Source organism: Pseudomonas sp. SJZ078 (assembly GCF_007828255.1).
Taxonomy (GTDB): domain Bacteria; phylum Pseudomonadota; class Gammaproteobacteria; order Pseudomonadales; family Pseudomonadaceae; genus Aquipseudomonas.
In genome coordinates, this window is the sequence record NZ_VIUG01000004.1 from 165,635 (window position 1) to 185,079 (window position 19,445).

Below are 19,445 nucleotides of genomic sequence, written 5' to 3' on the forward strand. Positions count from 1 at the left end.
GGGATCCATGAACAACGATAAATACATTATTGGCGGGCAGTACGAGACGTACCTCGACGGCGATGGTCGGCAGATCATCGACCTGACCGGCGGGTTTGGCTTCCAGGTGCCTGCGGTGATCGAAGCGGTCACTCGCCAGGCGCAGATCATGGGGCTGTCCAACCGGGTACTGATGTCTGAACCGCTGATTGCCTTGTGCCGCCGCCTGGCCGAGCTGCTGCCTGAGCAGCTGGTCAGTTCCTATGTATGCAGTTCCGGCGACGAAGCGTTCGAGGGCGCTTTGAAGTTATGCAAGGGGCTAAAGCCGAAGGGCAACACCATCGTGTATATCCAGGGTGGTGATTACGGCTCGCTGACCTACGGGCGTTGCCTCAACGCCGCGCAGGGCGACCTCGATGTGCAAGATTTCCTGGGCTTAAAGCGTGTGGCGATTCGTCATCTCACGGACCTGGACTCGGTGGATTGGAATGATTGCTTCGCGGTCTGCCATAGCAGTACCCGCCTCGATGCGAGCGGTCGATTGCAATTGCTCGAGCCGGCCCTGGTCGAGCGCTTGCATGCCCGTGCAGCGCAAGCCTCGGTGCCGGTGATCGCGGTCGATACCCAGACCTGCCTCGGCAGTCTGGGTTCGCTGTTCGGCTTCCAGCGTTATCGCTGTGTACCGGACATTGTCGTGCTCGGTGGCGCGCTGGGGGGCAGTGCGATTCCCATCGGCACCTATACCTGCAGCGAGCGCATGGCCTGGCAAGTCTATGGACGCAGCAGCCCGGCCAAGCATGGCAGCACCACTGCCGGCAATCCGATGGCTTGCGTGGCCGCGCTGGCCGCGCTGGACTACGTGCAGGCCCACGACTCGCCCCGTCAATGCCTGGAAAACGGCCAGCGACTGGCGCAGACCCTGGCGTCGTTCGGCGCCGTGGCGGAAGGCGGCTGGGTCAGCCTGCCACTGGCCGATGACCTGCAACCGAGCGTGCTGTGCGAGGCGCTTTACCTGCAAGGCATCTATGTCAGTACGCCCCGTGGCCGCGAATTGATCTTGCGCTGCCCGATCACCGCTCGCCCCGAACATATCCAACGTGCCGCCAACATCATCAAGGAGACTTTAAGCCATGTCCTTACTCAGGCCGCATGAACAACTGCTGGATGATTGCCAGCGGTACTGGAGCGCATCGGCGGCCAAGCTCTATCGCCTGGGCAAGACCAGCGTCGAGCAACAGGCCGATGGCATTCACGTCACCGACCACACCGGTAAACGCTTCATCGACTGCGCGTGCAGCTATGGCGTATTTATCGTCGGCCACCGTAACCCGATGGTCCGCGAGCAGGTGCAGGCTCAACTGAACCAGATGGCCTGGGTACCGGAAGGCCGGCGCCATCCGCTCCAGGACAAATTGACCGAGCGTCTGTGCCAGTTGGTACCGGGGGAGTGGGGTGATGTGCAGTATATGGTCTCGGGGGCCGAGGCCATCGAGCAGAGCCTGCGCTATGCGTTGCGCATCCAGCCGCATCGGCGTGGGATCGTGGTGATGAGCGGGTCCTACCATGGCAAGACCCTGGCGGCGATGAGTATCCTGGGGCAACGCCAGAATCACAGCAGCTATGGCATCGCGGCTCCCGATGTGACCCATGTGCCCTACGGTGATTTTGCGGCCCTGCAAAAAGCCGTCGGCGAGGGCGTATGCGCGGTGTATGTCGAACCGATCCTGGGCGGCGCCCACCTGCAGGTGCCGCCGGTGGGCTACATGGCCAATCTGCGAGCCTTGTGCGATGCCACCGGCACCCTGTTGGTGGCGGATGAAATCCAGACCGGCTTCGGTCGCTGCGGCAAATGGTTCGCCGTGCAGTATGACGACGTGGTGCCCGACATCATGATCCTCTCCAAAGGTCTGACCGGCGGCTACACCTCGTTCGCCTGCGCCATGTACAGCAAGCGCCTGGCGACCCAATACCCACTCAGTGAAATCGAGCCCGATACGCGCACCAATGGCGGGCACCCGGTGGCGTGCGCCTCGGCGCTGGCGGCGATCGATTACATCGAGCAGAACAACCTGGTGGAGCAGTCACGGATCAACGGCGGTTTGCTGCGCCATGGCCTGCAACGCCTGGCGCTGCGCTATCCGCAGATCATCGAGGACGTACCGGGCGTGGGCCTGATGACGGGGTTGCGTTTGCGCGGATCGGTCTATGAAGCCCTGATGAGCATGGAATTGAGCAAACGCGGCATTCATGCCGGCCACTCGATGAATGAAAAGGCCGAGCGTCCGGTACTGCGCTTTTATCCGCCGCTGAACATCTCGCCCGATGCGTTGCGCCATATCCTGACGATGATCGAAGAGGCCCTCGAAGCCATCAACCGGCGCCCGAAGCTGGCGGTCAAGGCGTTTTCCCTAGTGGTGCGCAACATGTACCAGTTACCCAATAAATGGTTGCGCAGCAAGGAGGCGTCGTGAGTATGTTCAATCCCGACTCGCTGACCCTGCGGGAAATGGCGGGTCTGTTGCGACGTGGCGTGCTGACCAGCGTCACGTTGCTGGAGTTCTACCTGCAGCGGATTGCCGAGCGTAACCGGCAGATCAATGCACTGATCCAACTGGCGCCCGTGGAGGAACTGCGGCGCCAGGCCCGCGAAGCGGACGAAATGGCGCGCATCGGCCAGATCAGTGGTCCGCTGCACGGTATTCCCATCACCATCAAGGATGTCCTCCACGTCCAGGGATTCCGGATGTCCCGGGGGGTGGAGGAGATGCTGGGCGACGTCAGCCAGCAGGACGCGACGGCCGTCGCCCGGCTTCGGCAGGCCGGTGCGATCATCCTGGGCATCAGCAATGTGCCTGAACTGTGCATGGCCTTCGAGACCGAAAACCTGATCTACGGTCGCACCCTCAATCCCCACGACTTGCAACGCTCCGCCGGCGGCAGCAGTGGCGGTGAAGCGGCTGCAATCGCCGCCGGATGCTCGCCCGCCGGGCTGGCTTCCGATGCCTGCGGCAGCGTGCGGATACCTGCGCACTTCAACGGCATTTGCGGCTTGAAACTGACCCAGGGCCGGGTGCCGTTGACCGGCCAGTTTCCCAACGACCGCTCCGGGTTGTTCCACATGACTTCGGCTTTCGGCGTGATGGGACGTTATGTCGATGACCTGGCGTTGCTCGGGCCGCTGATCAGCGGTGCCGACGGACAGGATCCGGACACCGTCGACGTGCCGTTTGTCGCCAGTGAACCGCTGGCCAGCCTGCGGGTCGCACTGTTTTCGGAGTCGGACCGCACGCCTGTCAGTGCGGCGGTGAGCGAGGTGTTGCAACAGGTCGAACGGTGCCTGGGGCAGGTGGTGGCGCAGGTGAGTCCGGTAGCGCCGCCGATGCTCGAGGAGGCCTGTGATGTGCTGTGGCGGGTGTTCATCACCGGCGCCGATGCCGGGCGTGGCTGGCGACAGTTGTTCGAGTCGATGAACAAGCGTCGTTTCACCCCGGCCATCGCGCGGTTGCTGGACATGAGCGAAGCGACTGAGTTGACCGTGGATGAGGTCAAGCGTGACTGGATCGCGATCGACACGTTCCGCTATCAGCTGGCGAAGTTCTTCAAGCAACACGACCTGTTCATCTGCCCGGTGTTTCCTGACGTTGCGTTCCGTCATGGCGAGTCCCTGGAGGATCGCAACCGCTATGCCTTCGTGTTCCCGTTCAGTCTCAGCGGTTCGCCGGCGGTGGTGATCCGCGCCGGCACCGATGCGGCCACCGGGATGCCCATCGGCATCCAGATCGTCGGACCCCACTGGCAGGAAGAGCGGTTGCTGGCGGTAGCGGCTTTCCTGGAACGGGAGCTGGAGCGCTGGAGCCCGGTTGCACCTCGTTCGGCGTCGGCGTACTAGCGTTGCATGTGCGTCGCGCAAGCATAGGGCCCCGGGGCGATTTCAAGCCGTAGCGGTTCTGGCATTACGGCTTGAAATCACCAATGCCAGCATCCCGACGCCTACCAGCCCGGCGCCGATGATTTCGAGCGCCATTGGCTGTTGCCTGAGCCAGAACCAGTTGAGCAGCGTCACGAACAGGGTGTTGAGGTACACGTAGGAAATGACCGTGGACGGTGCGATCACGCCGATGGCCCGGTGCAACAGCCAGAACGTGGCAAGGGTACCGAACAGGGCCAGGTACACCAGCCAACCGATATCCGGCAGCGACAGCAGCCGGCCGCTGCGCCAGCCGCCGCTGAACAGGCAGAACACCAGCAGAAACAGCGAACCGAACAGCATGTTCCAGAACGTCATCGCCACTGGATCCCGGCCCTTGAGCGCCTTGGCCTTGAATCGTTGGCTAAGGGGCGAGTACAACGCCATCGCCACGCAACCGACACCGAAGACCAGTACCGGATAGAGCGCGGGCATCTGCCCCGGTGCCGCCCCCTTGAGCGTCAGTAACACGGCACCGGCCGCCGCGATCAGCATGGGCAGCAGGCGGGTCTTGAGGTTTGGACTGGGCAGCAGGAACACCTCGAAGAACAAGGTGATCAATGGCACCAGTGTGTACAACGTCGCGGTATTGACCGCCGAGGTGTAGCGCAACGCCTCGAACAACGAACCAAAATAGGTCGCCAACAACAGGCCAAGCACTGCGTGAGCCAGCAACCCTTTGGTGGTGATGGGCGAGGTGTTTTTCAGCAGCAACAGCGGCAGGAACAGCAAGGCCGAAAACAGCAGTCGCAAGCCCGTGAGCAGAATCGGATCGATCGAGTGGCTGACCTGGGCCGCCGCGAAGAACGAAGAGGCGATCAGTATTGCCCAGATAAGCATGCCCCAGTGAGCGGCTGCAAAACCGACGTGTTTCATCAATGTCTGATTCCTGTGTTCGAGAACTGGAACGTCATGATGGACAAATCCGTCAGCCGTCATGGGTAGGGTGGATAAAGACAGGGCCGCAGTCATTGCGGCCCTTTGCTCTGTGACGCAAACGGATTCTCTAGCTGATGTGCCGTGCGTACTGCTTGGGATTGAAGCGCAACACCATGAGGATCATCAGTGCCATGACCGCGGTGAGCGACCACCAGGCCCATTCGAAGCTGCCCAACTGATCGCGGATCATTCCGGCAATCAACGGTGAAAGTCCGGCGATCAGATAGCCGATGCCCTGCACGAATGCCGTCAGGCCCCCGGCCCGGCGTGGATTGTCCAAGTGATCAAGGGACACGATCAGGCTCATCGGGAACAGGCCACCGATGCCCAGCCCCAGCAGGCAAGGCCACAGCAGGCTGAAGCGGTCCGGGCTGAGAATCAGGCCGCAGAAGCCCGCCATGATCAGGGCCAACAGGACAGCCAGTACCAGGCGCTTATCCTGGCTGCGGTTGGCAATGGCCGGGGTGACGAGGCCAGACAACACTTCCATCGCCGTCAGGAACCCCAGCAACAGGCCCGCGTGCTGCTCGCTCCAGCCTTTTTCCACATAGTACGGCGCCAGCCAGGCCAGCACACAGGTGTAGGACGCAGTGCCCAGGCCGAAGAAAATCGCCAGCAGCCAGGCCCGGCCATTGGCGAAGAACGACTCCTTGTTCCGGCTCGGAGCGTCGGGTAGCGGCGTGACGGCCGAGCGCTGGGCGTACCAGCAACCCAGGGCCACCAGCGCCAATACCGCCCAGATCGCCAGTCCAATACGCCAGCTGCCGGTCTGGGTCAGGACGAAGGGCGAAAACGACGCTGCCAGTGCCGCGCCGCCCATGATCGAAGTGACATACAGCCCCATGAACAGCGAAACGTTGTCGCTGAATCGCGATTTGATCAGGGCCGGCATTACCGCCTGAATCAGCGCGATCCCGACCCCGGCCACCACGGCGCTGACAATCAGCTCGGCGGCGCTGTCCAGATACAGGCGCGACGCCGTGGCGATGCCCACGATCAACAGCGACAGCACGATGGTGCGATGTTCACCGATGCGCAGGGCAATGCGCATGCCCAGGAACATCGCCAGGCCCATCGCCATGACCGGCAGCATGGTCAGCAGTGAAGCGGTGCTGAAACTCAACGGTACGTCGCCACGAATGGCTGACAACAATGGCCCGACCGCGGCCATCGAAGGTCGCAGGTTCAACGCCACCAACACCACACTGACCATCAGCCAGACGGCGTGGGTGCTTGAAGTTCGAACATTTTCCATAACGAAGCCTTGGCTGATAAAAATGCCATTTAGGCCGGGAAGCGAGGGCAGGGGCAAACTGAAAACTGGGCAGGGATATTGAAAGATTAAATGCTATTAACCCTGTGATTGGGGGCGGCAAAGCCGACATCGCCGCAAGTTGACCCACTGCCATCGCGAGCAGGCTCACTCCAACATTTGAGTCGGATGTAAGCAGCATTGGCAGACGCCGCCGACCCCTGTGGGAGCAAGCCTGCTCGCGATGACCGGCAGAGCCGACATCGCCGCAAGCTGACCCACCGCTATCGCGAGCAGGCTTGCTCCCACAGATGCTATTGCATCGCCGGGCTCAACGCCCCCAACCAGGCCACCAGTGCCAGGATGACCGCTGCCACTGAAAACTCGAGCACCATACTGCGCCGCAAGGCTCCCACGGCGATACTGTGTTCGCCGGTTTGCCTGGCCCGTTCCAACTGTGGGCTCAGATGAAAACGGTTCAGTGCGGCGAACACCAGCATGACTCCGAACAGGACGAGTTTGAGTGTCAGCAACTGACCGTAGGTGCTGTCGAACAGTCCGTCGATGCTCGGGCCGACGATGAACAGATAGTTCATCACGCCGGTCACGCTGATGATCAGCACGATCACCGCCCCGACTCTTTCGAAACCGGTCAGGGTTCGAGACAGCACTGACAAGCGCTGTTCGGCCTGGCGAAGCAGCAGTACAAACGCTGCCAACGCGCCGACCCAGGCACCCGCCGCCCACAGGTGCAAAAAGTCAGTGATGAAGTGCCAGCTCCGTCGTTCGCCTTCGTCCATGGCGCCATGGCCGGCCCACGCCAGTGTCGCAAGGGCCACGCCTGCGGCCAGCGTGCCCAGCCACAGGCTGGCGGTCGGTCTGTGTCTGCTTTGCGTCGCGGCGACAACGGTCAGCATCAATGCCAGGATCCGCAGACTCCAGCTCGACCCCACGTCAGTCTCCAATACCATCATCTCAAGGTGCGGTCGCAACTCGGTCCAATCCGTCACGCCGCTCATGGCCCAGACCATGCACAGCATGCCAGCGATGGACAGCAGCACGCCGATGATGGCCGTGCTCGCCAGCAGCCATGCGAAAGGCAACACTTCACCCAACCTTCGTTCCTGGCCCCGCAGACCATAAAGGCCGAAAACCGCCAGGCCGAACAGCAACATCAGATCCAGATAGAGGGCCAGGCGTAGAGCGATGTTGATCAGCGCTATGTCGATCGAGTCGCTCAACTCACTTCACCTTGAATGTGACGTTGCCGGTGATCGGGTGAGTATCGGACGATACCGCGCGCCATTGGACCTGATAGGTGCCCGACATGAGCGGGGTATTCGGGACGATGACCATGGTCTTGGGGTCTTCGCTGCCCGATACCTTGGCCGGCATAGGCATCGGCGAATGGGCCGACATGCCGGGCATCTCGGTCATCAGCAGCTTGGCGCCGGAGAACTTGGTCATCAGGTTCTCGGAAAAGTGCAGCTCGATTTTCTCCGGTGCCGATCCCTGCGAGCCTTCGGCAGGGGTGGTGGACAGCAGCTTGGGGTGTGCTTGGGTCAGGCCGCTGCTCAGCAGCCCGGTGGACAACGCGACGGTGATCACAGTGTTTTTGATGAATGACATGCAAGGACTCCTACAACGGTTTTCTAGTTTTTTGGGAAATGAAGGGGCTCAATCCGTCAGAACCACATGCGCACGCCCAGGACCAGGCGTGCCTCGCTACGGTCATCGCCTTCTTCGCGGGCGTAGTCGGCGGTGTTGCCATGGGTGCGGTTCCAGGTGACGCCGATGTAAGGGGCGAATTCGCGACGGATTTCATAACGAAGCCGCAGGCCCAGTTCGGTGTTCGATAACCCTGAACCCACCGCGCGTGCCGGATCGTTCTTGCCATGGAAATTGGCTTCGGCAGTGGGTTGCAGGATCAGGCGGTTGGTCAACAGGATGTCGTAGTCGCCTTCCAGGCGCATGGCGCTCTGGCCGTTCTCGCCGAGATAGGCCGTGGCTTGGGTTTCGAAGTTGTACAGCGCCATGCCCTGGATGCCCAAGGCAGCCCAGGTTTGTGGCTCGTCCGGCTTGAAGTCCTGGCGCACGCCGGCCACTACCTCCCACCAGGGGCTGATGGCGTGACCCCAAAGGGCCTGGAGTTCGGCTTCTTCAGTCTTGCCGTTGGTGCGTTCGCCTTCGGTGCGCAGCCACAACCGATCGATGTCGCCGCCGATCCAGCCGGAGGCGTCCCAACTCAGTGCGTTGCCTTCGTCGGCGTCTTGCCATTCCAATTGATTGACCAGGAAGAATGAGTTGAGCGCGCTGTCATTCATCCTATGGCCGCCGTGGTCCTCATAGACCGCTGCGCGATCGGCGGCGGTCAGTTCGGGGATCGGCGTGCGGCTGGTGGTCCTGGGCGGCTCCATCGACTGCATGTCCTGCATTGAATCCATGCCTTGCATCTGGCCGTGGTCCATGCCCTGCATCTGGCTGTGATCCATGCCTGGCATAGCGTTGCCGGCTGCCCAGGCGGGCGCGGCGATGCCTTGTGCCAGGCCGGCCATGACCATCATCGACAGGAGGGGGGATTGAATGTGGCGGGTCATGGTTCGGCTCCTCATTCCTGTACCCGGATTTCACGGAACATGCCCATTTCCATATGGAAGAGCAGGTGACAGTGATACGCCCAGCGTCCGAGGGCATCGGCGGTGACCCGGTAGCTGCGCCTGGAACCGGGCGGCACGTCGAGGGTGTGCTTGCGCACCATGAACTGACCGTTTTCGTCTTCCAGGTCGCTCCACATGCCGTGCAGATGGATGGGGTGAGTCATCATGGTGTCGTTGATCAGCACGATGCGCAGCCGTTCGCCGTACTTGAACAGCAACGGCTCGGCGTCGGAGAACTTCACGCCGTTGAATGACCAGACGAATTTTTCCATGTGTCCGGTCAGGTGCAATTCGATGGTGCGACCCGGTTCGCGGCCGTCCGGGTCTGGGAAGCTGCTGCGCAGGTCCGCATAGGTCAGCACCTTGCGACCATTGTTGCGCAGGCCCATGCCCGGGTCGTCGAGCTTGGGCTTGACGCTCATGGCCTGCATGTCCACCAGTGGGTTGCCTTGCTCCGATGCCGGATGGGACGGCATGTTGCCCATGCCGGGCATGGCGCCGTGGTTCATCATCGGCATGTCACCCTGATCCATGGTCGACATTTCGCCTTGATCCATGCCCTGCATGTCCTGCATGGCAGCGTGATCCATTGCGGGCATCTTGCTGTGATCCATGCCCTGCATCGATCCATGATCCATGCCGCCCATGCCCATGTCGTCCATGGTCACCAGTGGTCGCGGGTCCAGCGGTGGGACCGGGGCCGAGAGTCCGGCGTGGGTCGCCAGGGTGCCACGGGCATACCCGGTGCGGTCCATCGACTGGGCGAACAAGGTGTAGGCCTGCTCGGTGGGCTCGATGATGACGTCGTAGGTTTCGGCCACGGCGATCCGGAACTCGTCGACGGACACCGGATTGACGTATTGGCCATCGGAGGCGACCACGGTCATTTTCAGGCCGGGGATGCTCACGTCGAAGTAGGTCATGGACGAACCGTTGATAAAGCGCAGGCGAATCCGCTCGCCGGGCTTGAACAGGCCGGTCCAGTTCATGTCCGGCGCCTGGCCGTTCATCAGGTAGGTGTAGGTCGTGCCACTGACGTCCGCCAGGTCGGTGGGGTTCATTTTCATCTCGGCCCACATCTTGCGATCGGCCACGGTGGCGCCCCAGCCCTTGCTGGCGACATCGTCGATGAAGTCGCCGACGGTGCGTTTGTTGTAGTTGTAGTAGTCCGACTGCTTCTTGAGTTTGCGGATGACGTCGGCGGGGTCTTCGTCGGTCCAATCGGTGAGCATCACCACGTAGTCCCGTTCGTACTGGAAGGGCTCGGGTTCCCGGGCATCGATGACCAGCGGGCCATACACCCCGGATTGCTCCTGGAACCCGGAATGGCTGTGGTACCAGTACGTGCCGTTCTGGCGGACCTTGAATTGATAGACGTACTGGCCATCGGGTTCGATGCCCTTGAAGCTCAACCCTGGCACGCCGTCCATGTTGGCTGGCAGGAGAATGCCGTGCCAATGGATGGATGTGGTGTCTTTCAAGCGATTGCGCACCCGAAGGGTCACCGTGTCGCCTTCGCGCCAGCGCAGCAGTGGGCCGGGAATGCCGCCGTTGATGGTCTGGGCTATGCGGGGATGACCAGTGAAATTGACCGGGCTTTCGCCGATGAACAGGTCGAAATCGGTGCCGCTCAGTACATTGGGCTGGCCTGGGCCGGTCACCGCCCAGACAGGGGGGCGCCACAGGCCCAGACCACCCAGGATGCCGCCAGCGGTCAGGCCCTTTACGAAGGTGCGCCGGGAAGTTTTTGTTTGCATCGATAAAAGTCCATCCGTCGATTCGCAACGTGCATGGGGGCAATCCCCGTGCAGGTGTGAAGCAAAGATGACATAGGCGAGCGGGGCGGGTGATTACATTTCAGTCAGGTTGGTTCGCCCCTCCGTTCGCCAGCGATGCAGTGTTTGATGGCGTTGGAGCGTGCCGGCCAGGTACTGATCAGAATGATCTTTTGCATCGGCAGGATATTCTGTAGCCTTGCCGGCTTCACGTTGTCCCGTGCCTGATTGATACCCACTTTCCCGGCGGTACCCGAGTGGTCCGGAGCCGGGTGTATACTCGACTTTCGCGCAAATGCGCCTGCAGGTCTTGCGAACATGACCCAAATTTCCGAACGTCTTCTGGTCCAGGCTCACCTCGACGCCAAACAGCCCAAGCCGCTGAGTGCCGAGCAAGAAGCCTGGTACCGCGCCGCCATCGCCGCCGAGCTCAAGGCTCAGGACGCGGTGCTGGTCGCGCACTTCTACTGTGACCCGATCATCCAAGCCCTGGCCGAGGAAACCGGCGGCTGCGTGTCCGACTCCCTGGAAATGGCCCGCTTCGGCAATGCCCACCCGGCCAAGACCGTGGTGGTGGCCGGGGTCCGGTTCATGGGCGAGACCGCCAAGATCCTCAATCCTGAAAAACGCGTGTTGATGCCGACTTTGGAAGCCACCTGCTCTCTGGACCTCGGTTGCCCGGTGGACGAGTTCTCGGCGTTCTGCGACCAGCATCCGGAGCGTACCGTGGTGGTGTATGCCAACACGTCGGCGGCGGTCAAGGCCCGTGCCGATTGGGTGGTGACGTCCAGCTGTGCGCTGGAAATCGTCGAGAGCCTGATGGACAACGGCGAGACGATCATCTGGGGCCCGGACAAGCACCTGGGCACGTATATCCAACGCAAGACCGGCGCCGACATGCTGCTCTGGGACGGCGCCTGCATCGTCCACGAGGAATTCAAGTCCAAGCAATTGGAGGACATGAAGGCCCTGTACCCGGACGCCGCGATCCTGGTGCACCCGGAGTCGCCGACTTCGGTGATCGAACTGGCGGACGCCGTGGGCTCCACCAGCCAACTGATCGCCGCGGCCCAGAGCCTGCCGAACAAGACGCTGATCGTTGCCACTGACCGTGGCATCTTCTACAAGATGCAGCAGCTGTGCCCGGACAAGGTCTTCATCGAAGCCCCGACTGCCGGCAACGGCGCGGCCTGCCGCAGTTGCGCGCACTGCCCGTGGATGGCGATGAATACCCTGGAGCGTACCCTCAAGAGCCTGCAGGAAGGCACTAACGAGATCTTCGTCGACCCGGCGTTGATCCCCCAGGCCATTCGCCCGCTCAAGCGCATGCTGGACTTCACCCAGGCGGCGCGGATGAAGCTGGCGGGGAATGCCTGAGCCCTGATGTTCGTTCCCACGCTCCGCGTGGGAATGTCTCTACGGACGCTCCGCGTTCGGCTTTGGGACGCGGAGCGTCCTTGGCTGCATTCCCACGCAGAGCGTGGGAACGAGACGTGTGAATCACTTGGTCTTCTTGGGAATCCGCACCAATTGCGTATCCGAGTAGATGTCATGCCAGCTGCGCTTGCGTTTGTCGAACAACGACCAGAGAAAGCCCAGCCCCACCGGCAGCCATGAGGCAATCGACACCACGAACCGCAACAGCGCCTGCCACAGGCTGATGGCCGTGCCATCGGCGTTCTGTACGCGGACGCCCCACACCTGCATGCCTAGGGTCTGGCCGTTGTGGGTCCAGAACTTGGCGAAGAAACCGAACAGTACGAACAGCAGCACGGTGGAGAGCAACGGGTCGCCATCCAGTGCGCCGGCCTCGGTGAGGGCGCGCATTTTCTCTTCGCCGATGATTCCCATCTGGATCATCTTGTAGACGCCACTGGTGACGATCAGCAACGCCGTGCACAGCAGAAAGTCATAGAACATCGCCGCCAGGCGACGACCCAGGCCGACGGGAGGGAAGTCGCCCTGAGGGGTGAGCAGGTGTTTCGGCATGACGGCCTCGGACCAAAAAGAAGCTCATTCTACGGATTTACGCCCATAAAAAAGCCCCTGATATCAATCAGGGGCTTTTGGGGTCGCGAAAGCTTAGGCTTCGGCGACAACCTCGTCAGCCTGCATGCCTTTCTGGCCTTGCACGGCAACGAAGGTGACCTTCTGGCCTTCCTTCAGGCTTTTGAAGCCGCTGCCCTGGATGGCACGGAAATGTACGAACAGATCCGGACCGCTTTCAGGAGTGATAAAACCAAAACCCTTTTCGTCGTTGAACCACTTGACGGTACCGCTCTGACGCTCAGCCATTTTCTTATTTCCTTTGACGCTTAAATTGATGACAGCCTCTTTCACTGGAAAGAGTACTGGGGCTGGGTTGCAGGAAAGTAAGAGACGTCGAACGGGATGTAGCGAACTTCATAGGCTACTGCCCAGGTCACGATTCCAAGCGACCCATGCAAACACAGTGACCAAACTCTACGCCAACTACGAATGAAAAAACAACCCCCTCTAAAGGGCCCGGTTTTCCTCAGCTTGCCGCCATTTATGCGCTTCGTTGGCCTGGGCTTAATCGATAGGCGAGTTCAATTGTTTGCCAACGATATAAACACCGTTGAATAGGAAATAAATGCACCTTTTTATGGCGGTTGCGTTACACATTAGTGCACGTATAACGCAATCGCGTTACTTATAGAAACAGTCAATCAGCCACGGTAGTAGCGTTGTGCAACGAATGGCATTTTGCTTACAAGCAAAGGCACCTTTTTCCCACGGACGATGGCCCAGACTGGTGTTTCCAGGGCGGTATAGGCAGCGTCCAGATAACCCATCGCCAAGGGACCGCCCAGGGTCGGACCGAAGCCGCCGCTGCACACCGTACCGATGATCTCACCGGCCTCGTTGACGATTTCCGCGCCTTCGCGCACCGGTGTGCGTTCCTGGGGCAGCAAGCCGACGCGTTTACGGCTCACACCATTGTGTTGCTGGGCGAACACGGTTTCAGCGCCCGGGAAGCCACCTGCGCGGGCACCGTCGGCACGACGGACCTTGGAGATGGCCCACAGCAGGCTGGCTTCGACCGGCGTCGTCTCGGTGTTCATGTCGTGGCCGTAGAGGCACAGGCCGGCTTCCAGGCGCAGGGAGTCACGGGCACCGAGGCCGATGGCGGCGACTTCCGGTTCCGCCAGCAGGGCGCGGGCAAGTTTTTCCGCATTGGCAGCGGGCACGGAGATTTCGAAACCGTCTTCACCGGTGTAGCCCGAACGGCTGACAAAGCAGTCCACGCCCAGCAGCGTAACGCGCTGGAACTGCATGAAGGTCATTTTCGCCACGTCCGGTGCCAGACGAGCCAGCACGGTAACGGCCGCCGGGCCTTGCAGGGCGAGCAGGGCGCGGGCCTCGAACAGTGGCTCGATGTCGCACTGGCTGCCGATGTGAGTGCGCAGATGGGCCAGGTCCTGGTCCTTGCACGCCGCGTTGACCACCAGGAACAGTTCGTCGTTGCCCAGGTTGGCGACCATCAGGTCGTCGAGAATGCCGCCATTGGCGTTGGTGAACATGGCGTAGCGCTGCATGCCCACTGGCAGATCGATGATGTCCACCGGTACCAGGGTTTCCAGGGCCTGGGCGGCGCCCGCGCCGGTCAGGCGGATCTGGCCCATGTGGGACACGTCGAACAGCCCGGCCTGTTCACGGGTGTGCTGATGTTCTTTCATGACCCCCAATGGGTACTGCACCGGCATGTCGTAGCCGGCGAACGGCACCATGCGGGCGCCGAGTTCCAGGTGCAGAGAATGTAGCGGGGTCTTCAGCAGTTGTTCGGTGGACATATCAGCTCCGGGAAAAATGAAGAGAGAGGCGCGCATCAGCATTCGATGATGTTGACCGCCAGACCGCCGCGGGCGGTCTCCTTGTATTTGCTTTTCATGTCGGCGCCGGTCTGGCGCATGGTGCGGATGACTTTGTCGAGGGACACGAAGTGATGCCCGTCGCCGCGCATGGCCATGCGCACCGCATTGATGGCTTTCACCGAGCCCATGGCGTTGCGTTCGATGCAGGGCACCTGCACCAGGCCGCCGATCGGATCGCAGGTCAGGCCGAGGTTGTGTTCCATGCCGATTTCGGCGGCGTTTTCCACTTGCTGCACCGTACCGCCCAGGACTTCGCACAAGGCACCGGCGGCCATGGAACAGGCGACGCCGACTTCACCCTGACAACCGACCTCGGCACCGGAAATGGAGGCATTTTCCTTGTACAGGATGCCAATGGCGGCGGCGGTCAGCAGGAACCGCACCACGCCGTCCTCGTTGGCCCCGGGGATGAAGCGCATGTAGTAATGCAGCACGGCCGGGATGATCCCCGCCGCGCCGTTGGTAGGGGCGGTGACGACGCGCCCGCCAAAGGCGTTCTCTTCGTTGACGGCCAGGGCATACAGGTTGACCCAGTCCAGCACCGACAAGGGGTCGCGCAGCGACGCTTCAGGGTTCTTGCACAGCTGACGGTGCAGCGCCGCTGCTCGTCGCTTGACCTTCAGCCCGCCCGGCAGGATGCCTTCGTTGCGGCACCCGGCCGCTACGCAATCCTGCATCACCTGCCAGATTTTCAGCAGACCGGCGCGGGTTTCGGCTTCGGGGCGCCAGGCGCTTTCGTTGGTCAGCATCACCTGGCTGATGGACAGGCCATAGGTACTGCAATGGCCCAGCAGATCCTTCGCGCTTTTGAACGGGAAGGTCAGGACCGTGGCGTCTTCGACGATACGGTCGGCACCGGCGGCGTCTTCATCGACGACGAAACCGCCGCCCACCGAGTAGTACTCGCGACTGCGCACTTGCAGGCCCGCACCATCGAAGGCGCGGAAGATCATGCCATTTGGATGGAAGGGCAGCGGCTTGCGAATCATCGCCAGGTGCAGTTTTTCGTTGAATTCGATGGGGTGTTGGCCCAGCAGGTTCAAGCGACCGTTGCTGCGGATCGCCTGCAGGCGGGCGGTCACCGTTTCGGTGTCCACGGTATCCGGGTGTTCGCCTTCCAGGCCCAGCAGCACAGCCTTGTCGCTGCCATGGCCCTTGCCGGTGGCACCGAGAGAGCCGTAGAGCTCGACCTTGACGCTGGTAATGCTCTCGAGCAGGTCATCACGACGCAGCCCTTCGACGAAGCGGGCGGCGGCACGCATCGGGCCGACCGTATGGGAGCTGGAGGGGCCGATACCGATCTTGAACAGGTCGAACACGCTTAACGACATAGGAGGCTCCTTGGGGGAGCAGCTAGGAGCTTCAAGCTACAAGCTGCAAGTTAAAAGCAGAGTGGGGTCTAACTTGCAGCTTGCGGCTCGTCACTTGCCGCTGCTTCTTTAAGCGTAGCTTTCGATCGACGGGCAGGCGCAGACCAGGTTGCGATCGCCGAACACGTTGTCGACCCGGCCCACTGGCGGCCAGTACTTGCCTTCGATCAACGACGCGACCGGGTAAACGGCCTGTTCGCGGCTGTAGGAGTGGGTCCACTCACCGACGATTTCCGCCGCGGTGTGCGGAGCGTTTTTCAGCGGGTTGTCGTCCTTGTCCAGGCTGCCGTTTTCCACTGCGCGGATTTCTTCGCGGATGCAGATCATGGCGTCGCAGAAGCGGTCCAGTTCTTCTTTGGATTCGCTTTCGGTCGGCTCGATCATCAGCGTGCCGGCCACTGGGAACGACATGGTCGGGGCATGGAAACCGAAGTCGATCAGGCGCTTGGCCACGTCATCGACGCTGATGCCGCTGCTGTCCTTGAGCGGGCGCAGGTCGAGGATGCACTCGTGGGCCACCAGGCCGTTGCTGCCGGTGTAGAGCACCGGATAATGCTCTTCCAGGCGACGGGCGATGTAGTTGGCATTGAGGATCGCCAGTTGCGAAGCACGCTTGAGGCCGGCGCCACCCATCATGCGGATGTACATCCAGGTGATCGGCAGGATGCTCGCGCTGCCGAACGGCGCCGCACACACCGCGCCTTCCTTGCGCGCCATGTTGGCATGGCCCGGCAGGAACGGCGCCAGGTGCGACTTGACGCCAATCGGGCCGACGCCCGGGCCGCCACCGCCGTGGGGAATGCAGAAGGTCTTGTGCAGGTTCAGGTGCGACACGTCTCCGCCGAACTTGCCTGGCGCACAGAGGCCGACCATGGCGTTCATGTTGGCGCCGTCGATGTACACCTGGCCGCCGTTGTCATGGATGATGCCGCAGATTTCGCGGATGCCTTCCTCGAACACACCGTGGGTGGACGGATAGGTGATCATCAGCGCAGCGAGGTGTTCGCGGTGCTCGATGGCCTTGGCCCGCAGGTCTTCGATGTCGACGTTGCCACGGGCATCGCAGGCGGTGACCACCACGCGCATGCCGGCCATGTTGGCGGTGGCCGGGTTGGTGCCGTGGGCCGACGAAGGGATCAGGCAGATGTCGCGACGGTCTTCGCCACGGCTCTGGTGATAGGCGCGGATCGCCAGCAGGCCGGCGTATTCACCCTGGGAACCAGCGTTGGGTTGCAGCGACACCGCGTCGTAGCCGGTGGCAGCGCAAAGCATGGCTTCCAGTTCATCGGTCAACTGCTGGTAACCGGCGCTCTGCTCAGCCGGGGCGAATGGGTGCAGGGCGCCGAATTCGGCCCAGGTCACCGGGATCATTTCGCTGGCGGCGTTGAGTTTCATGGTGCAGGAACCCAGCGGGATCATGGTGCGATCCAGGGCCAGGTCCTTGTCAGCGAGCTTACGCAGGTAGCGCATCAGCTCGGTTTCGGAGTGGTAGCGGTTGAACACCGGGTGGCTGAGGATCGCCGATTGGCGCACCAGCTCGGCCGGGATGCGGCTTTGTACGGTGGCGGCCAGCGCGGTGAAGTCTGGCAGGGCCTTGCCGCCGGCCAGCAGCGCCCACAGGGTTTCGATGTCGGCCTGGCAGGTGGTTTCGTCCAGGGACAGGCCCAGGCGTTCCGCGTCCACCACACGCAGGTTGATGCGTTGGGCGCGGGCCTGGTCGTGCAGGGCAGCGGTTTGCGCGCCGGTGTGCAGGGTCAGGGTGTCGAAGAAGCTCTCTTGCTCGACGCTCAGGCCCAGCGCGCCCAGGCCCTTGGCGAGGATCGCGGTCAGGTGGTGGATACGATTGGCAATTTGCACCAGGCCCTTGGGGCCGTGGTACACGGCGTACATGCTGGCGATGTTGGCCAGCAACACCTGGGCGGTGCAGATGTTGCTCGTGGCTTTCTCGCGACGGATGTGTTGCTCGCGGGTCTGCATCGCCAGGCGCAGGGCCGGCTTGCCGAAACGGTCCACGGAAACACCGACCAGGCGGCCCGGCATGTCGCGCTTGAAGGCATCCTTGGTGGAGAAGTACGCCGCGTGTGGGCCGCCGAAACCCAGCGGTACGCCGAAGCGTTGAGCGCTGCCGATGGCCACGTCGGCGCCGAATTCGCCCGGCGGGGTCAGCAGGGTCAGGGCCAGCAGGTCCGCGGCAACGGCCACCAGGGCGTTGGCGGCGTGGAAGCGTTCGGTCAGTTCGCGGTAGTCGAACAGGTCGCCGTTACTGGCCGGGTATTGCAACAGCGCGCCGAAGAACGGGCTGGCATCGGTCAGCTCGCGTTCGTCGCCGACTACCACGTCGATGCCCAAGGGCTCGGCACGGGTGCGCAGCACGTCGAGGGTCTGTGGGTGGCAATGGCCGGATGCGAAGAAGGCATTGCTGCCCTTGTTCTTGCTCAGGCGCTTGCAGAAGGTCATGGCTTCGGCGGCGGCGGTGGCTTCGTCGAGCAAAGAAGCGTTAGCGATCGGCAGGCCGGTGAGGTCGCTGATCAGGGTCTGGAAGTTCAGCAGCGCTTCGAGACGACCCTGGGAAATTTCCGGTTGGTACGGCGTGTAGGCGGTGTACCAGGCTGGGTTTTCCAGCAGGTTACGCAGAATCGGGGCCGGCGTGTGGCAGTTGTAGTAGCCCTGGCCGATGTAGGTCTTGAACAGTTTGTTCTTGGCGGCGATGGCCTTGATCGAGGCCAGTGCATCGGCTTCGCTCTGACCGTCCCCCATCTCCAGCACGCTGGTTCCCTTGATGCTCTCAGGGATGACGCTGGCGCTCAGGGCTTCCAGGGAGTCGTAGCCCAGGCGCTCGAGCATGGCTTGCTCGTCGCTGGCCCGTGGGCCGATATGACGGGCGATGAATTCGTTGGCGGTGCCCAGATTAACGGTCATGTGGCGCTCCTCAGGCTTCGGCGTTGGCTTTGATCAGGCGGTCATAGGCGTCCTGATCCAGCAGTTGGCCAACTTCAGCGGCATTGGCTGGCTTGAAACGGAAAAACCAGCCTTCGCCCAGCGGATCTTCGTTGACCAGTTCAGGATTGCTTTCCAGGGCCGGGTTGACTTCCAGCACGTCACCGTTCAGCGGCATGTAGACACCGCTGGCGGCCTTCACCGATTCCACGGTAGAGGCTTCGTCACCCTTGGCGTAGGTTTTCAGTTCCGGTAACTGAACATAGACCACATCGCCCAAAGCGTTCTGTGCAAACGCGGTGATGCCGACTGTGACGCTGCCATCGGCTTCGGCGCGCAGCCATTCGTGATCTTCAGTGAAACGCAACTCGCTCATGGGAACTCCTGGGGCCAGATTCGTCTGGTGGACGCGAAGAAAGGCGCGGGGGCTTGGCCCGGCCATATGTAAATACCCATAGCAAGAATGCGGCCAATGTTGATAATTGCTTACAGATCAATGACTTAATTGAATTAGGTGCGACTCGGGCAACCGCATCTGTAGTGAAATCGCTACAGCTGCGCGCTTGGAGAAAATGATTGCGGGATCAAAGCCTTATCCGGCGCAGCTTACCGTAGGCTGTAGCGATAGCGTTCCACTGTAGCGCTTTCAGTACAGATAGAGGTCGTTTTTGTA

16 protein-coding genes are annotated in these 19,445 nt (G+C 61.7%); 4 read left to right on the plus strand and 12 right to left on the minus strand.

Translation table 11 applies throughout. The features are described 5' to 3' along the window. Window positions 1–7: 7 nt before the first annotated feature. From FBY02_RS06095 to FBY02_RS06105, 3 genes are read left to right on the plus strand one after another with little or no spacing between them, the layout of a single operon-like run. Window positions 8–1,132 (plus strand): aminotransferase class III-fold pyridoxal phosphate-dependent enzyme, encoded by a 1,125-nt coding sequence (locus FBY02_RS06095; protein ID WP_144924675.1) that lies wholly within the window; start codon window positions 8–10, stop codon window positions 1,130–1,132. Beyond that, window positions 1,110–2,450, plus strand: coding sequence for an aspartate aminotransferase family protein (locus tag FBY02_RS06100; protein WP_144924678.1), 1,341 nt, complete (start codon window positions 1,110–1,112; stop codon window positions 2,448–2,450). Before FBY02_RS06095 ends, FBY02_RS06100 begins: the two co-directional genes overlap by 23 nt. Window positions 2,451–2,452: 2 nt before the next feature. Next, window positions 2,453–3,868 carry an amidase gene (locus FBY02_RS06105; RefSeq protein ID WP_144924965.1) on the plus strand — a complete coding sequence of 472 codons (1,416 nt, stop codon included), beginning with the start codon at window positions 2,453–2,455 and terminating at the stop codon, window positions 3,866–3,868. Between the two features lie 42 nt (window positions 3,869–3,910). On the opposite strand, the gene FBY02_RS06110 is transcribed toward FBY02_RS06105, so the two are convergent. The 6 genes from FBY02_RS06110 to FBY02_RS06135 form a co-directional block, all read right to left on the minus strand. Beyond that, window positions 3,911–4,822 (minus strand): DMT family transporter, encoded by a 912-nt coding sequence (locus FBY02_RS06110; RefSeq protein WP_144924681.1) that lies wholly within the window; start codon window positions 4,820–4,822, stop codon window positions 3,911–3,913. 130 nt (window positions 4,823–4,952) lie between these two features. Next, complete coding sequence (locus FBY02_RS06115; protein WP_144924684.1) at window positions 4,953–6,140, minus strand: cyanate transporter; 1,188 nt, start codon at window positions 6,138–6,140, stop codon at window positions 4,953–4,955. A 311-nt stretch (window positions 6,141–6,451) separates the two neighbouring features. Continuing rightward, the gene (gene copD, locus FBY02_RS06120) at window positions 6,452–7,378 is read right to left on the minus strand and encodes a copper homeostasis membrane protein CopD (protein ID WP_256662476.1); all 927 of its coding nucleotides are present in this window, start codon (window positions 7,376–7,378) and stop codon (window positions 6,452–6,454) included. A 1-nt stretch (window position 7,379) separates the two neighbouring features. Continuing rightward, entirely contained in the window at window positions 7,380–7,766 is a 387-nt protein-coding gene (copC, locus tag FBY02_RS06125) for a copper homeostasis periplasmic binding protein CopC (protein WP_144924687.1), read from the minus strand. Between the two features lie 56 nt (window positions 7,767–7,822). Continuing rightward, window positions 7,823–8,734 (minus strand): copper resistance protein B, encoded by a 912-nt coding sequence (locus tag FBY02_RS06130; RefSeq protein WP_144924690.1) that lies wholly within the window; start codon window positions 8,732–8,734, stop codon window positions 7,823–7,825. Window positions 8,735–8,745: 11 nt separating this feature from the next. Continuing rightward, a complete protein-coding gene (locus tag FBY02_RS06135; RefSeq protein WP_144924693.1) occupies window positions 8,746–10,551 on the minus strand; it encodes a copper resistance system multicopper oxidase in 1,806 nt (601 codons plus the stop codon). A gap of 336 nt (window positions 10,552–10,887) precedes the next feature. On the opposite strand from FBY02_RS06135, the gene nadA reads away from it, so the two are divergent. Beyond that, window positions 10,888–11,946: a quinolinate synthase NadA gene (gene nadA, locus FBY02_RS06140; RefSeq protein ID WP_024779477.1), complete on the plus strand. Its 1,059-nt coding sequence runs from the start codon at window positions 10,888–10,890 to the stop codon at window positions 11,944–11,946. 123 nt (window positions 11,947–12,069) lie between these two features. Here nadA and FBY02_RS06150 read toward each other — a convergent pair whose 3' ends face one another. The 6 genes from FBY02_RS06150 to gcvH form a co-directional block, all read right to left on the minus strand. Next, window positions 12,070–12,558, minus strand: a complete 489-nt coding sequence (locus tag FBY02_RS06150) for an RDD family protein (protein WP_144924700.1) — start codon at window positions 12,556–12,558, stop codon at window positions 12,070–12,072. A 93-nt stretch (window positions 12,559–12,651) separates the two neighbouring features. Further along, entirely contained in the window at window positions 12,652–12,864 is a 213-nt protein-coding gene (locus FBY02_RS06155) for a cold-shock protein (RefSeq protein WP_040070294.1), read from the minus strand. Window positions 12,865–13,259: 395 nt separating this feature from the next. Next, window positions 13,260–14,384, minus strand: a complete 1,125-nt coding sequence (gene gcvT, locus FBY02_RS06160; RefSeq protein WP_144924703.1) for a glycine cleavage system aminomethyltransferase GcvT — start codon at window positions 14,382–14,384, stop codon at window positions 13,260–13,262. 35 nt (window positions 14,385–14,419) lie between these two features. After that, a complete protein-coding gene (locus FBY02_RS06165; RefSeq protein ID WP_144924706.1) occupies window positions 14,420–15,796 on the minus strand; it encodes an L-serine ammonia-lyase in 1,377 nt (458 codons plus the stop codon). Window positions 15,797–15,904: 108 nt separating this feature from the next. Then, window positions 15,905–18,754: an aminomethyl-transferring glycine dehydrogenase gene (gene gcvP / locus FBY02_RS06170; protein WP_144924709.1), complete on the minus strand. Its 2,850-nt coding sequence runs from the start codon at window positions 18,752–18,754 to the stop codon at window positions 15,905–15,907. A 10-nt stretch (window positions 18,755–18,764) separates the two neighbouring features. Further along, entirely contained in the window at window positions 18,765–19,148 is a 384-nt protein-coding gene (gene gcvH / locus FBY02_RS06175) for a glycine cleavage system protein GcvH (protein WP_144924712.1), read from the minus strand. Window positions 19,149–19,445: the final 297 nt, after the last annotated feature.

Coding starts and splice junctions, on each gene's coding strand:
- FBY02_RS06095 (WP_144924675.1), top strand. CDS start 8: ATGAACAACGATAAATACATTATTGGCGGGCAGTACGAGACGTACCTC.
- FBY02_RS06100 (WP_144924678.1), top strand. CDS start 1,110: ATGTCCTTACTCAGGCCGCATGAACAACTGCTGGATGATTGCCAGCGG.
- FBY02_RS06105 (WP_144924965.1), top strand. CDS start 2,453: ATGTTCAATCCCGACTCGCTGACCCTGCGGGAAATGGCGGGTCTGTTG.
- FBY02_RS06110 (WP_144924681.1), bottom strand. CDS start 4,822: ATGAAACACGTCGGTTTTGCAGCCGCTCACTGGGGCATGCTTATCTGG.
- FBY02_RS06115 (WP_144924684.1), bottom strand. CDS start 6,140: ATGGAAAATGTTCGAACTTCAAGCACCCACGCCGTCTGGCTGATGGTC.
- copC (WP_144924687.1), bottom strand. CDS start 7,766: ATGTCATTCATCAAAAACACTGTGATCACCGTCGCGTTGTCCACCGGG.
- FBY02_RS06130 (WP_144924690.1), bottom strand. CDS start 8,734: ATGACCCGCCACATTCAATCCCCCCTCCTGTCGATGATGGTCATGGCC.
- FBY02_RS06135 (WP_144924693.1), bottom strand. CDS start 10,551: ATGCAAACAAAAACTTCCCGGCGCACCTTCGTAAAGGGCCTGACCGCT.
- nadA (WP_024779477.1), top strand. CDS start 10,888: ATGACCCAAATTTCCGAACGTCTTCTGGTCCAGGCTCACCTCGACGCC.
- FBY02_RS06150 (WP_144924700.1), bottom strand. CDS start 12,558: ATGCCGAAACACCTGCTCACCCCTCAGGGCGACTTCCCTCCCGTCGGC.
- FBY02_RS06155 (WP_040070294.1), bottom strand. CDS start 12,864: ATGGCTGAGCGTCAGAGCGGTACCGTCAAGTGGTTCAACGACGAAAAG.
- gcvT (WP_144924703.1), bottom strand. CDS start 14,384: ATGTCCACCGAACAACTGCTGAAGACCCCGCTACATTCTCTGCACCTG.
- FBY02_RS06165 (WP_144924706.1), bottom strand. CDS start 15,796: ATGTCGTTAAGCGTGTTCGACCTGTTCAAGATCGGTATCGGCCCCTCC.
- gcvP (WP_144924709.1), bottom strand. CDS start 18,754: ATGACCGTTAATCTGGGCACCGCCAACGAATTCATCGCCCGTCATATC.
- gcvH (WP_144924712.1), bottom strand. CDS start 19,148: ATGAGCGAGTTGCGTTTCACTGAAGATCACGAATGGCTGCGCGCCGAA.